Annotated in this window: 11 protein-coding genes; 3 read left to right on the forward strand and 8 right to left on the reverse strand. The window is 37.2% G+C overall.

The window, feature by feature from the left end:
* Positions 1-83: 83 nt before the first annotated feature.
* Genes HPT25_RS07605 through HPT25_RS07620 form a run of 4 tightly spaced genes read right to left on the reverse strand, consistent with a single transcriptional unit; the run spans position 84 to position 3872 of the window.
* Positions 84-1463 (reverse strand): sensor histidine kinase, encoded by a 1380-nt coding sequence (locus HPT25_RS07605; RefSeq protein ID WP_173062219.1) that lies wholly within the window; start codon positions 1461-1463, stop codon positions 84-86.
* Positions 1460-2140, reverse strand: coding sequence for a response regulator transcription factor (locus tag HPT25_RS07610; RefSeq protein ID WP_173062222.1), 681 nt, complete (start codon positions 2138-2140; stop codon positions 1460-1462). The genes HPT25_RS07605 and HPT25_RS07610 overlap by 4 nt, the downstream gene beginning before the upstream one ends.
* A 15-nt stretch (positions 2141-2155) precedes the next feature.
* On the reverse strand, positions 2156-2836 hold the full coding sequence (locus HPT25_RS07615; protein ID WP_173062225.1) for an ABC transporter ATP-binding protein: 681 nt from the start codon (positions 2834-2836) through the stop codon (positions 2156-2158).
* A 1-nt stretch (position 2837) separates the two neighbouring features.
* The gene (locus tag HPT25_RS07620) at positions 2838-3872 is read right to left on the reverse strand and encodes an ABC transporter permease (RefSeq protein ID WP_173062228.1); all 1035 of its coding nucleotides are present in this window, start codon (positions 3870-3872) and stop codon (positions 2838-2840) included.
* A gap of 472 nt (positions 3873-4344) precedes the next feature.
* Here HPT25_RS07620 and HPT25_RS07625 point away from each other — a divergent pair, with 472 nt between their 5' ends.
* Positions 4345-4485 (forward strand): hypothetical protein, encoded by a 141-nt coding sequence (locus HPT25_RS07625; RefSeq protein ID WP_217269656.1) that lies wholly within the window; start codon positions 4345-4347, stop codon positions 4483-4485.
* Positions 4486-4937: 452 nt separating this feature from the next.
* Here the strand turns inward: HPT25_RS07625 and HPT25_RS07630 are convergent, their stop codons facing one another.
* Complete coding sequence (locus HPT25_RS07630) at positions 4938-5600, reverse strand: putative endonuclease domain-containing protein (RefSeq protein ID WP_173062235.1); 663 nt, start codon at positions 5598-5600, stop codon at positions 4938-4940.
* A 763-nt stretch (positions 5601-6363) separates the two neighbouring features.
* Between HPT25_RS07630 and HPT25_RS07635 the strand changes: the two genes are divergently transcribed.
* Positions 6364-7572 (forward strand): macrolide family glycosyltransferase, encoded by a 1209-nt coding sequence (locus HPT25_RS07635; RefSeq protein WP_173062239.1) that lies wholly within the window; start codon positions 6364-6366, stop codon positions 7570-7572.
* An 895-nt stretch (positions 7573-8467) separates the two neighbouring features.
* Here HPT25_RS07635 and HPT25_RS07640 read toward each other — a convergent pair.
* On the reverse strand, positions 8468-9205 hold the full coding sequence (locus HPT25_RS07640; protein WP_173062242.1) for a hypothetical protein: 738 nt from the start codon (positions 9203-9205) through the stop codon (positions 8468-8470).
* 1140 nt (positions 9206-10345) lie between these two features.
* Here HPT25_RS07640 and HPT25_RS07645 point away from each other — a divergent pair.
* Positions 10346-12253: a S53 family peptidase gene (locus HPT25_RS07645; RefSeq protein WP_173062244.1), complete on the forward strand. Its 1908-nt coding sequence runs from the start codon at positions 10346-10348 to the stop codon at positions 12251-12253.
* Between the two features lie 271 nt (positions 12254-12524).
* Here HPT25_RS07645 and HPT25_RS07650 read toward each other — a convergent pair whose 3' ends face one another.
* Both HPT25_RS07650 and HPT25_RS07655 read right to left on the reverse strand, forming a co-directional pair.
* Complete coding sequence (locus HPT25_RS07650; protein ID WP_173062248.1) at positions 12525-14111, reverse strand: hypothetical protein; 1587 nt, start codon at positions 14109-14111, stop codon at positions 12525-12527.
* Positions 14112-14140: 29 nt separating this feature from the next.
* Positions 14141-14353, reverse strand: a complete 213-nt coding sequence (locus HPT25_RS07655; RefSeq protein WP_173062251.1) for a hypothetical protein — start codon at positions 14351-14353, stop codon at positions 14141-14143.
* Positions 14354-14551 lie beyond the last annotated feature (198 nt).

A 14551-nucleotide genomic window follows, 5' to 3' on the forward strand; every position in this document is an offset into this window, starting at 1 on the left:
TCTTTCACATTTCATCTAAATAAGGAAAATTCTTATTTAACATTCACTTAGCGTTTGTTAATAGGATCCCATATTGAGCCATTCTATCTAATTGGCAGCTCCACAATAAAAGTAGTCCCTTCATTTTCTTTACTTTTTACATTGATACGGCTGCCGTGCAAGTCGATAATTGTCTTGACAATTGATAAACCAAGGCCTGTGCCCTCGACTGCTCGTGTACGTGCCTTGTCCGCCCGATAAAAGCGATCAAATATTCTCTCTAATTCTGGATCACTCATCCCAATTCCTGTATCTTCAAAGGTTACGATGACTGTTTCTTCTTTTTTATCAATAGATATCTCAATACTGCCATTCGGTTTGTTGTATTTAATGGCATTAGATAGGAGGTTATCCCATACTGTTTGGAGCAAGGATGGATCACCGTTAATCTCTATATCTGGCAAAGAGTAGCCAAGCATAATATCCTTGTCACTTACTGCCCATTGATAGTTTCGCATTAATTCCTTCAATTGCTGACCAAGATTAAAGGTTTTTTTCTTAATAATATCCTCGTTTTTGTCTAATGAAGCCAGGAGCAGCAATTGTTTTGTTAAGGTGGAAAGCCTTGTAATTTCACCGTTAATGATGGATACATATTGGACTCTTTCTTCTTTACTTATAGAATCAATTTCTAATAGGTCTGTATATCCTTTTATGTTAGACAGTGGTGACTGTATATCATGAGAAATATTTGAAATAAATTCCTTCCTCATCTCATCCATTTGTTCCAACTTTCTTGCCATCCGCAAAAAGCTATGGGAAAGTTCCCCTAATTCATCATGGCGGGTCACATCCAGTTTTACATTAAAATCACCATTTGACAGTGATTTTGTTGCTTTTGTCAGGTTAGAAATCGGTTTTACTAAATATTTTGTATTAATAACAACCATAATGATGGTTAACGTAATCGCTATTCCAAGAATCCATCCAAATAAAATGTGCATCTCATTGAAAAGGAACTTGATGTCTGGCCTGATAAAAAGAGCAAAAGTTTTTCCGTTATATTTTAACGGTACGCCAATGGTATTATTTAGTTCATTGGCAAAGAAGCCTGTAACAAAGGTTCCTTGTGGAAAATAAAGAATACCGTGAAAAATATGGCCATTTAATACATTCTGTTGAGTTGAATTAGAAAGACTTTTGTTTCTGAAAGGTGCACCGAAAAAGGTTCTGTTACCATTGTTATCTACCAAGCATATTTGATATCCAACTTTAGTAATGCTGTCCAGATACTCTGTTAAGCTTATTTTGGGATGACTTTCAACAAAAGCAGCAATATCTAATGCGATTTTTGTATTTTTATTGTCATTATAAGGTTTTAGCTGGTGTTGGTAATAGGTATTTGAAATGACAAAAGCTAAGAGAAAGCTAATAAACATCATTCCAATCGTTATGACAATAAATTTCACATATAGTGTTCTCATTTACGTTGGACCTCCAATGAATATCCAATCCCGCGTACTGTTTTGATTTGAAAATCCTCCGTAAGGTTAGAAAAACGTTCCCTTAATCTTTTTATATGAACATCTACCGTTCTCGCATCTCCTTCATAATTAAAGCCCCAGATTTGTTCAATCAGGTGTTCTCTGGAAAACACAAGTTTAGGATTAGAAGCTAGATAATATAAAAGCTCAAATTCTTTTAATGGTAAGATCAAGGTACGCTTCCCTACCTGAACTTCATAGCTTTTTTTGTTTATCGTAGTATTGCCAATTTGTAGTATGGATTCATCCTGCTGGTAGTCATATCGCCGCAGCAATGCCTTTATCCGAAAGATTAATTCTTTTGGTTCAAATGGTTTTACCAGATAATCATCCGTTCCGGCTTGAAATCCTTGCTCCTTATCCTCAATTTCGCTTTTAGCTGTTAAAAGGATCACTGGAATATCATACTGTGTTCGAATCTCCATCGTTAAGGTGTAACCATCCATAAATGGCATCATCACATCCACTATAGCTAAATCACAGGCTACCTTCTTAAGTATTTCCAATGCTTCCATCCCGTCTTTTGCCTGAAATACATTATATCCTTGTTCAGTTAAGTGAATATCTACAAGGTTTAATATATTGATATCGTCATCCACAATTAAAATATTGGTCATATAATTTTATTTCCTCTACACTTTTTGTAAAATCTGCCCATCACTCATTTTAATGATATGATCAGCAAAAGAAAGCATTTCTTCGTCATGTGTTACTATTAATGTGGCAATATTGAGTGACTTTGTTAAATTACTAATTAATGTCATCACATCTTTTGATCGTTTTGAATCCAAACTTGCAGTTGGTTCATCTGCAAAGAGAACTTTCGGTTTATGGATAATGGCACGGGCAATAGCAACCCGCTGCCTTTCACCGCCTGATAATGAAGAAGGATAGGCATTTTTTCGATGATCCATTTCAACCAATTTCAAGATTTTGTCAATTTCCTTTTTCTGTTCCCGTTTTTTCATTTTTGATTCAGATACATCCAACATAAGTAACAGCTGCTCTTCTACTGTTAGAAAGGGTACCAGATGGGCAAATTGAAAGACAAAGCCAAATTTGCTGGCCCTGATTTTTCGAACTTGTTCAGAATTCATGGAAGTCAAGTTTTCCCCTTCAAATATGATCTGTCCATCTGATGCAGGCTGGAGTCCTGCAGCTATTGTTAGAAGCGTGCTTTTACCGGAGCCTGATGCCCCCACTAAAGCGGTTACCTCACCCTCTCGAAGAAAAAGGTTTACTCCTTTTAGAATTTCTTCTGTCACTTCTCCATTTTTATAAGATTTTTTAACATTATCTATTTTAAATATCATATTAAACCTCTCCTTGTTGAATAGCTTGCAATGGTTGAACTGTTTTAACTTGTAAACCGGAAAGCGTTGCGCCAACAAATCCTATAATTAGGAAGGTAATCGACAGTTGAGCTGTTGTTTCCATGGTTAAACTATAAGGCATTCCTTTAGGTGCTATCTTATTAAAAATTTGACTGAGGGAAATGGATACACTAAGTGCAATGACGGTGATAAACGCCATTTGCATCCACATTATTTTAAACAGCGAACTTGTTTTTACACCGATCGCTTTGAGGATACCGTATAAACCGATCTTTTGAACATTCATCATGTAAAAAAAGATTGCAAACAGCATTCCGCTAATGACCATTAAAAACCAAATAATCATATTAAGGGACATCTGTTCCGATTTATAACTTGAAATAGTATTAAGGAATTGATTATTCGAAAAGGATTCCATTCCAGAGAATGTGGGGGCTGTACTCCTTTCAGGTATAAAAATCAACTGCATTTTATCGGTTCCATAAATTTCTTTATAGTCCTCTATATTGATATAAGCAACAGGTGCATGGCTGTATTTACTATGTTTTATAAAACCTTTTACAATAAACTTTCCTTTGTATTGATTATTGGTTAAAGAATCTCCAATTTTTACACCATCGTCTTCCATTGACTTGTCCAGTACAATTTCTCCTTTTTTAACATTTTTAAACCACTTAGATCTCGTCGCTGTCACAAAGGCGAAACTTCGCTGTTTCCCATTACGATCATCCAAAAATCCCATTTGAATGGAAAATGCCGCGGCATCCTTTTGTGTATTTAAAATTTGATTTTGGCTACTACGGTCTATTCTAGACATGCTGTAAGTCTTATTGGCTTCCTTCGTCATATAAAATTGTCCATCCGGCAAATCTTTTATTAAACCAGCGCTGTCTAGTGATAAACCATTTGCCAAACCGGATATAATAAACGTTAATAAACTAACAAGAAAAACAATGGAGCCTAAAATCAAAAATCTTGCTTTACTTTTCTTCATTTCTTTCCATGCAATGTTCATCTTCATTCCTCCAATCTCTATTACACCCTTAGTCTAAGATTGGTATGTGAACGGAAGATGAACGGAAAATTACATTTACACAGACATGTTAATAATTTAAATTTAGGTCTTTATTTCGACTGTTTTGCCCTCATGAATCACATAGAGTAGCTAGGAAAGGAAAAGTACCAACTGCCCTACATGGAGGAATGGAGGGATACACCTACACACCTAAAACAATAGATTTAGAGAATATAGTTTGGAATTAACTTTATGAAATCAGTCCATTAGACATTTGTGCTCGCGGCCTTTGCAGCACCTCATTTACCACTGGACAAGATTGCATCAGCTCCCGCATTAGAAATGGGGTAGGGAAGGAATATCACTATTTTCATGGCCTAGATTATATAGTGCAGATTTAGATCAATTTGATGGAATAGGACTATCGTTTATTGAGGCTACCTTGCAAAGCCTTGTCATTAGAAATCGGAACATGGCTATTACTGCCCTTGAACAATGGCAGACAAAATTATGGAGGGACGGCGAATCTGTGGAGTTGTTACAAGATTTGGTTAAAAAAGACCCTGATAAAGAAATTAGTAATCAGGCAAGGAATCTATTAGAAAAGATTTAGATTTAGCCAAATGTCCTCTATTTGTGGAAAAGAAAATTATAGGGAACTTTTTTTATTTATTCATTGGATATGGGGAGCCTTTGTTAATAAAAGTATATCTAAAAACTCATTAACTTTTGGTAAGGTTCCCCGTTATGCATCCAAAATGAGGTTCCCTTGGATTCTTTTGAGATAACAAAGAATCCTAAAATCAAAGCACCCTTTCATCCACTTCCATTTAAATAAGGAGTCATTCCCTTAATTAAGTAACCAGTGAAAGTAAAATAAGCGGAGATTTTTCGGTTAGATGTAGAATGGAGCTCGTTTAGGGGAATATAAGGGGAGGTTTTCCGATTATGTAAAGCAATATCCCCGATTTTCACGTTTTTCGATACAATAAGCGGAATCTCTCCGTCTATTTAAACTATTTTTTATTAGTATTTACTAATTAAGCGTAATTTTCCTTCTATTTATCATATCGGTTGCTTAACCCGATCCCCCAACCTATAAGAGCGGACCCTCACGACCCCAGATGCGGGAATCAGCATCTTCTTATCGCATAGTTGAGAAAGTACCTTTTTTACCGTCTTGTCACTTAACTTCAAATACTTCTCGACTTCTATAGGGGATATGGCTTCTCCTTTTCGAATTGCTAGCCGAAGAACTTCCTTTTCGACAATGGACAGAGGTGTCTGGTCCAGTTCATCACCCAGCCATCGACCAATCACTTGCTGAACAATCTGTTGGCATTGACGAGGATTCTCTTTAACTTGGTCATAAGAAAAGCGGATCACGGTCCATCCGTCAATCACCAACTGATTTTGACGTTCCAAGCTGTCGGAAAATTGCCATCTGCTTATGTTCTTAAGATGAGGTCCATACCCATCGATCTCAAGGCAAATCCGAATGGCAGGACGAATATAAGCAAAATCTAAATATCTTTTACCATCCTTAAAATCATCGACTTCATATTCTGGATGAAGATACCGGAAATGATAAAACAAAGGAAACCACACTTGCTTCAAAAACAACATTTCAGCCTGCTTATGACCTTCTTGTAAGCGCCGCAATCGTTCACCGGTTCTTGCCTGCAAGTGAGCATTCATAAAGGCCTGGTATTCTTCTTCAAATCCCATAGGATCCCTTCCTCCTATCCAATTTTATAGCACCCTTTTACTATGGCCAATTTATAATCAAAATTTAATGGACAAACCTTAATAAATTTGGCCATTTCTTTATTGTTTTGGTGAAGTAATAAAAGCAACTTATCCAAAAGATGTGCTTCTATGAGTTATGTAATAATCATCTTTAACACAGAACATCCACAACATGGGCATTTAATATGCATACATATTCGATGCCATGAATGAACTATCTCCATACTTTATTCATTTGAACCTCTAACAGATTTTTATAATAAATGAGTGTTAATGCGAGTGGAAAAGAAGTGGATTAATGTGGCTTCAATTGGACAAAGTAAAAGCGCATATAGGCTTTGCGGAGTAGCTACTAAAAAGAATATTTTGAGAAGAATTTGAGGATAAAACTATTTTTAGTTTAATAGAATTCTTAAATTTGTCAATCTATTTCCTTATATATTTCAACAATACCATTCTTATTAACTCTATTTTCGTTAAGAAAACTTATTAAGCCCTTACCTCCCAAACTTTATGGAGAGGCGTTTGGCTAATTGGCCTCATTTACTTATGATACGGTTCAGCACGCTGTCTGTAACGGCAAATTTTAAGTTTATCGTTTAAGCAGGCTCAATGAGATTTGCTATGCATTCCCTGTAAGAATGTGCAAGTAGACATAAGCCCTAAAACATACTAGAATTGGTAGTTACAATGAGCACTCAATGCGTAAATATTGGAGATTACATATAAGGAGCGAACGAATGTGGCAAAGATATTAGCAATTGGTGGAATTGGCGATGGACATGTGAATCCCATGCTGCCGATTATCAAAGCCTGGTGCGAAAACGGGGATGAGGTACACTTCTACAGCACTGAGGATGCCCGTGACAAAGCGGAGGCCGCAGGAGCAGTCTTCAAGCCCTTCGACAACTTCCTAGGGGGTGTACGCCAAGAGGACATCTCTCATTTTTTAGAATTCATTGTTTTGCTGTTACACTCCGCCGACCATGTCGTGCCGACGGTGGTGGAGCAGGCTAGGCAAGAGGCATACGACTATGTGTTCCACGACTCCCTTTTCGGTTGGGGCAATTTAATAGCTCGGCTCCTGAAGCTGCCACACATCGCCTCACATGCTTCCTTTGCCTCCACAGGTAAGAAACCTAAGATGGCAGGTGAGGCTCTGATGAAGCAAGTCGGAGATCTCCTGAAGGGAGGGAAGTTCATTCCCGAGATTAAGAGACTGTCCGCCAAATTTGCCGAAACATACGGCGTACCGGCGCCATCAATCAATGAGGTGTTCTGTCAGACCGGTCAACTGAATCTGATCTATACTAGCGACTTCTTCCAACCGGATTACGACCGCCTTGACCGTTCGTACGTTTTCTCCGGGCCATCCATTTCTGAACGTGAAAGCCTCTCGGACTTCTCGCTAGACCCTCTGAAAGAGGACGACAGGCCCGTCGTCTACATTTCCATGGGAACTGTATTAGCCAAGAGTGAATCCTTCTTCCGGTTATGTCTGGATGCCTTTCGCGATGCAAGCTATCAGGTGGTGATCTCTGCAGGACGCTATACGGATATGGGACTTTTCCGGGACGCACCGTCCCACATCATTGCCCGTCCGTATGTGCCACAGCTGGAAGTTTTGCAACGGGCGGCCGTCTTCGTGAGCCACGGCGGCATGAACAGCGTGTCTGAGGCACTGTACTACGATGTTCCATTGGTGCTCATCCCCCACGCGGCCGATCAGCCTATTATCGCGGCGCGTGTAGAGAAGCTGAGGGCCGGTGTCGTGTTGAACAAATCGAGGCTTACCGCCGCAAAGCTGCGGGATGCCGTAAATCAGGTCTTTAACGAACAAAACTTCAAGAGGAGGGCCGCGACCATTGGTCAATCCCTCCGCGACGCCGGTGGCTACCGGACCGCTCTGGCAGCAGTCGAGCGTTTTCGCCAGGAACAGGGCATCAAATAGTAAGAAGTGCTCCCCGAATATGAATTTTGCTGTTTTTTATCGTACAATTTATCACGTTGCCTAAAACAGCAACTATTGAAGGGAAGGGCCATCCTATGGATTGGATGGCCCTTCCCTTTTATGAAAGACAGGCGTAAAGTCGCTGATATTGAGCTAGAGTTTTACCCGAGCGTCCAAAACAATTTTTGAACTGGTATCTTCCTCCAAATGGTCTTTTGTCTCCCACATGTAAGAGTCTCCCTTTAGGTTCTGGATCGTTCTATGCCTTCAATAAATTCATGTAAGCCCGTTTGCGTAGGCATTTCAGCTAAGCGTCTCCTATCCCAAACCCAGCAAGGTGCCTTACTAAGCCCGCTACGAGTTTCCCAAAAAACTTACCGTTACTTGTGATACGGTTCACCGTAGTTATTTAAGAGGCAAAAAATCAGGAGTCTCTATATAAAGAGCTCCTGACTTTTTTGTGAAATTTTTGAATATCCTCTGCATTGTTTCTTCTTAAATTATAAAATTATTTCACATTCAATAACAAATGCATTATTAATAATTACCTAAAAAATCGTTCTAAAAGAGTCCCTTCTATTTTAAGATTACTGCAGAAAAAGCCCCTCTAATTTGAGGGGCTTCAAATTTCTTTAAACAAAATTGAGTTTTACAATGTTTTTTGAACATTACTTTGAATAATCTTTAATTGAGAAAGATATAACTAATAATCCAATTACATATGTAATCACTCGCATTATAAATTCACTAACTTGTAATGCTCCCATAGTACTATTTAAGGCATACGAATAAGAATGACCTGTTATGATATTTGGAACAAATATTATTATAGCACCTATGATGAGATTAATAATAAGTTTTATTAGAGAATTCATATTATCACTCCAATATTACTTTAAAAAGTTGTGTATCCTGTTGTATCAACATACTTGTATTCGTTTGATTGATATGATACTCCGAAGTTAACACTAGCAGAGTATCCTACTCCAATATTTACTGCTCCGCCTCCGCTTATTGTGGTAGTACCATTATTTAAAAAGTCTCCATTTACTTCCCAATAAATTCTATTTGGATCTTCTAAATTAGCATAAACAGTACCAGAAAATTGTTTAGAAGTATTATTATATGATCTATTCATACTAATATTTAATATTTTGACAATCCCTCTAAAATACCCGCCTTCATCAGTTTGACAATAAAAATTTACAGATGGTTTATATACGCTTGTTACTGTAAATGTTGTTGATAATGAACGATATGTAGCCAATTGTGCTGATTGAACAGCTGGTGCAGATGCAGTCGTATTAGACATAGTGCCTGCTGATGCAGGGGCTTTTGTAGTACCGTTACTTTTTTGGAAGTTTGAAATGACTAGATTAGCAGCTTCACTTTTTGAAATATTGTTATCTTTTGAAATTGCTGATACAACTTCGTCAAATGTTAAAATTTTACTTACCTGAGTTTGTGGACTTCCAAGATTAATTGCCCCACTTTTAACTTCATTATGTTGCTGTTGAACTTTCGATGTAGAAGTTAATTGTGCGGCGCTCACTTGGTGATATCCACCAAAAGTCATTGTAGCGAGCATTGCTGTTGCAGTAATTTTTTTAATCATTTTTGGTTCTAGTTTCATTTTACCATAAACCTCCATAAAATAGTATTTTTTTCTTACTATTACATTATTTAACATATATTAATAGAAATCAATCCTTTTTTCTTACAAAATTACCAATATTTCCACAAAAAGGTGTAAAGTATTGTATTCTCTGTATCATTTCCTTTAAATGTTGTTTGTAAACGATTGTTTCATCAGTACTGCGAAAGATTGATTTTTGATGAATGAGTACCTCCAGATAGTTCGGCACTAATGCATGCTACGTTTTTTAGTAGAACTTAAAATACCAATATTCAAAAGTTAAGCTATTTCCTAAAAATAAGGAGGATAAATGGCAATTGAAACTCTCGGAAAAAAATAAAGCACTATTCTTACGGTAGAACAGTATATTTCGAAAGGTTCTGAAACTCCTTTTCTCGCATCACTACTCCCCCCCAAAAAAAGGTCTAGGTATAGTTGATACAGTTTGTGAAATCTACGATACTCCGTGAGCGACTGACCGGATTTATAATTGATTTGACGAAGAAACAGATAAGATTAATCCCCATTGGAATGAATAAAATTAAGAGGTTGAATAGCTTACCATAACTAGGAGATTCAGATCTCCTACTTGTTCCACGTTTAAATCCCTGTCCAAATAGAGGCCAAAAGATATCCTTATTGATCCCCTCATAAGTCGGTATTATCATCTGTCACTTCTAATGTGACAGTACATTGTTATGGTTCTTATATAGAGGATATATCCCCCGTAATCCAAATGGATAAAGCATTAAAGTGAATAGAATCAGAAATGCTATTAAATTTAATTTTCGCAGTATAATTTTAATTTTTCAAAAAAATATACCAATCATTACAATAAAATAGTATTATATGTATATTGTTCCAAATATAACAAAAGTTGGGTGGTTGGTTATTTAAAAGAAATTTATAATTGATGGTTATAATGTAGGTTTTTAAAATCCTTGCATTCGATATGTATAACATTAGAAAAATTCCAGTTTGTACATATTTTAGTAGAAAAGATTATATTAAGGCAGGAAAACAGCTCTATTTTTCTGTCAACAGGGCTGTGTAGTAAAAGTGTCAGAGAAATATTCTTTAAAATGTTTGTATAATTATTAATTGTTCCTATATTTGCTAGGAAAAGGAGAATCATTTATGAAACCATGGAAAAAGATAGCTGGTTTGGCCGTCATTAGTTCAATGATGACCTTTAGCAACATTCCAGCTGTAGCTAACGCACAGACAACAGATTCTGTAACTGTAGAACAAGCAGGAAATCCTGAAAATGCACAAGTTTTTGGTGATTTACCTAATGACACGCTGGTAACAGTTGACATTGTGATGAAAATCCAAAACAAAGACAAACTGGCCCGTTTTATTGATGAAACTACGACTCCTAGAAGTAATAATTATCGGAAGTACCTCTCGGTATCGGACTTCAACAAAAAATACGGAGCAAATTCTGATAGCATAAAAAAAGTCACCCAATATTTAGATAGTTTTGATATCACATCTACGGTGGCCCCAAATGGATTAATTGTTACGGCCAAAGGAACTGCAGATCAATTTAACAAAGCTTTTAATGTCATCCTACAGAAGAAGAAATATAAAGGGAAGGCTTTCCACGGGACAAAAGGGACTCCAACGCTTCCTGCAAACATTGGCAATCAGATTCTTTGCATTTTAGGATTATCTGATTACTCCAACTTTACTTCTCGTGCCATTCAGCAGAAGCCAATTCTTGAATCAAATGGTGACACTCCTGAAGGCCCTCTGAGTTTAACAACAAAGGACTTGGTTAATCAATACCATGTTCAACCTTTGTATGACAAAGGTGCAGCGGGTAAAGGTCAAACAATAGGAATTGTGACACTTGCTGACTTTAACGTAGACGATGCGTATGAATTCTGGAGCAACAATGGAATTCCTGTTAAACCAAACCGCATTACAAAGACAAATGTCGATGGTGGGTCCGGCTTTGATGGTTATGACGAAACAACACTCGACGTCGAGCAGTCAGGAGCGCTTGCACCGCAGGCAGATATTCATGTATTTGTTGGGCCAAACAGCGATACAGGATTTTTGAATAGCTTTTCTACTGCGATCAATGAAAATAAGGCACAACAAATATCGGTCAGTTGGGGAGAAAGTGAGACAGCAGTTAAATTCTTTGCCGAATTGAAAGAAGAAACACCACAATATGAAGAAGCATTCAACCAATTATTCATGCAAGCTGCTTCTCAAGGAATAAGTATGTTCGCTGCAGCTGGAGATGAAGGCTCTTACGATGCTTCAAGGGAATTTGGTCTCGACTCCGGTATAGCAGGAGCAACCGCTCTTTCTGTTGACTCACCAGCTGATAGCCCTTATATAACTGCAGCTGGAGGAACGACTCTTCCTTTCCATTTACATTCAGATTCATATAACGTGGATATTACCAATAGCAAAGAACGTGCATGGGGATGGGATTACATGTTCCCTTATTTAGATGCGTTGGGATTGAACGATCCTTTATACTATGGAATCTACCTTTCCGGAGGAGGAGGAGGATTCAGCAAGGTATTTGCGACACCAAGTTATCAACTCGGAGTAAAAGGCGTGAACTCCTTTACAGGAGTAAAACAGTGGACAGAGAATGCAAACCAGTCTTCAATGACTCGCGATACTCAGGCAACAATCATCAAAGGCGCTGGAACTGGTAGGAATATGCCGGATATTAGCATGGCTGCCGACCCCAACACGGGTTACAGGGTATATTTCAGCGATCCCGGTCAGCCGGGCGTAAATGCTGGATACTTTACGTTTGGAGGAACCAGCTTCGTCGCTCCTCAGCTCGCTGGTTTGTCGGCACTCATCAACAGCACCAACGGTTCAAATGCAGGTTTCTGGAATCCGCAACTGTACCGTTTTGCTGTGCAAAAAGATTCACCGCTTCATCCATTAAATGTTTCAGGAACAACCAATGACAACGGATTCTATACCGGTACCGCAGGTACATTGTATAATCAGGCAACTGGTCTTGGTACACCTGATGTGGCTGCACTCGCTGACAAATTAAAATAATTGAATGGCGATAATCATGGAAGGTAAAAAAAGCATCTATCTATGTTTGAGGACAAGATAGATGCTTTCAAAAAATAAGGTAAGGGATATAAGATTATCCAATCAATCCCTAGTATCGGAGGAAAGACAGCTGCAACGATTATTTCCGCATTTGGTGACAATAAAACAACTTCTCCAAACAACATCAATTAAACTTATTGAACATCAGTAGACTTACCAAAAATCTTAATGTTATATTGTTTGTAGATCAATTTCTATATGTCTTAATTTCTTATTTTTCAAATTGCAACATTGCGGCTTCATCTTTCATATAATCTTTAATTGTTTTAGTTAACAATTGGTTTTCAAACATGGCTTTGCGCAAGTCGGACTGAGACTTTACGTTTTGAAGCCCAGTTGCATCATCGATAATTAATTTTACTAGAAGAATTCTTATTAAAAATGGATCATCCGACTCTGCAATCCATTGCCATGCCTGCTCTGTAATTATCATTTTATATTTTTCATCAACAAACGCAGCTAAAATTAACTTCAGATTATCAGAAGGTCCAAAAAGATATTGTTGAAAATCCCCTTTTTTTTCTTGGTGTAAAACAGTTTTTATACTGAATGCTAATGCTTTTAATATAAACTCTTGTTCTTCTGTTAAAACTATAGTGCTTCCATCATAGTATAGAAAAGCATCTTCATCCGCTAAATACTTTCTGTCTTCAAAAGATTTATCAGAAAGTTCAATAGCATATCGAATTTGATTATAGAACACTATTAATTGTTCTTCTATCTTATCAATTTCTTGTTTTAAAGAAGTTTCAATATTGATAGTTGTTGAATCTGGAAGGTACTCACTTAAAATCTTTGCAACTTTAGAAGGCGAAATAAATTTTTTAATTTCTCGGCCAGCAAATTGCAAATCCAGAATTATTGTACCAAGTTGCCTCTCCATGATTTGCGGATGTCCCGATACTTTAGCAAAAACTTCTAAGTACGCAAATTTCTCAGGTGGCAAACAGATCCATGTATGAGCAATAGCTCTTATTATCTCGGATGATGGAAATCTAGGACCTTTTTCATGTTTACAACAAAAGAAAAGCAAATTATTTAAATCATTCGTTAGATTTAAATAATAAATTAACAATTTCAAAGCCCCCAATTGGTTGGCAGAGGAGTATGATCTTAATTTATTTAAAAACCAGTCTAAAAAAGATTCTTGAGGGAAATACTTAAAAATTACCAGAAACATTTCTTCTTGATCCGCAATAAGCCATTTTTCGATAAATTGAATCTTCTCAAGTTCATTGTTGGCACGTGATATGCGGTATAGTAATTTATCAAAATGGACTCTAACTGGAAGTTCAATAGGAATTGAAAGAAATTTATCTGCCCATTGTTTTGCTTTAATGCATTGGTCATAATCTATGTCCCCACCTACAAGCGCAACATTCTCTAATCGACTTTCAACCAGCATTGCAATGGCTAAAACGAATAGATGGTATTCATACCCTTGAGTCTTAGACTCAAAAACATCAACAATTTTTTCCCGATCCTCCACAAATAATATATCATTTTTTTGCATTTTTTCCTTTCGAAAGGATTGATATTTAATAATATCTCGATACAGTCTGAAGGATTCAGCATATCTCTTACTATTAATATCGCCCCTCACGGTCCAATGTTGTAATGGACCTTTCTTTTCTGTAGCCTTTACGTAGACCTGCAATTTATATCCAAAAATTTCTCGTTCTTCTATATCCGCAAAAGGAAATGCATTCAATAATTTTAAACTTTCGTCGTATATTTGTTCCCACTCCAAATTTGATACCCTACTAGGTAAAATGGACAAATTAATATACGTTCCCAACAATAAAACTCCCTTAATTAATAAAATTTTTATTCAACCTCTTTGACTGGAGAAACCAATATTCGTAACCCCATCTCCTTTTCATCCCATAATTTCACCCATGGAATCGTATCAATTGGAAGTATAAATCCCCTCACTTCTAGAGGTTTAATATGACTTTTTTCTACAAGGCAACCGTGAGAATGAGTTGCAGGATGTAGCTTCACAATTCTGCCTGTATCATTTAAAAAAATAGTTTTCACCTAATCTAACTCCTTTCAAAAAATATTTAAAGCTTATCTAAAACACCCTTTTCTATTTCATGACCTTACCGAACCTAACTCGACCTAACCGAACCGTAGCACACCCCACCACGACCATAACGGACCTAACCGTAATGTACCAATTTCTCTTCAGTGGCCAAGCAGGTACATACCTGACCAGACTAGGCTAAGCCTAGT

It is taken from the genome of Neobacillus endophyticus (assembly GCF_013248975.1).
In the GTDB taxonomy this organism is placed as follows: domain Bacteria; phylum Bacillota; class Bacilli; order Bacillales; family Cytobacillaceae; genus Neobacillus; species Neobacillus endophyticus.

Bases quoted from the DNA above. Each gene is read 5' to 3' on its own strand.
- HPT25_RS07630 (WP_173062235.1), bottom strand. From the start codon at position 5,600: ATGGGATTTGAAGAAGAATACCAGGCCTTTATGAATGCTCACTTGCAG.
- HPT25_RS07620 (WP_173062228.1), bottom strand. From the start codon at position 3,872: ATGAACATTGCATGGAAAGAAATGAAGAAAAGTAAAGCAAGATTTTTG.
- HPT25_RS07605 (WP_173062219.1), bottom strand. From the start codon at position 1,463: ATGAGAACACTATATGTGAAATTTATTGTCATAACGATTGGAATGATG.
- HPT25_RS07610 (WP_173062222.1), bottom strand. From the start codon at position 2,140: ATGACCAATATTTTAATTGTGGATGACGATATCAATATATTAAACCTT.
- HPT25_RS07625 (WP_217269656.1), top strand. From the start codon at position 4,345: ATGGCTATTACTGCCCTTGAACAATGGCAGACAAAATTATGGAGGGAC.
- HPT25_RS07615 (WP_173062225.1), bottom strand. From the start codon at position 2,836: ATGATATTTAAAATAGATAATGTTAAAAAATCTTATAAAAATGGAGAA.
- HPT25_RS07645 (WP_173062244.1), top strand. From the start codon at position 10,346: ATGAAACCATGGAAAAAGATAGCTGGTTTGGCCGTCATTAGTTCAATG.
- HPT25_RS07640 (WP_173062242.1), bottom strand. From the start codon at position 9,205: ATGAAACTAGAACCAAAAATGATTAAAAAAATTACTGCAACAGCAATG.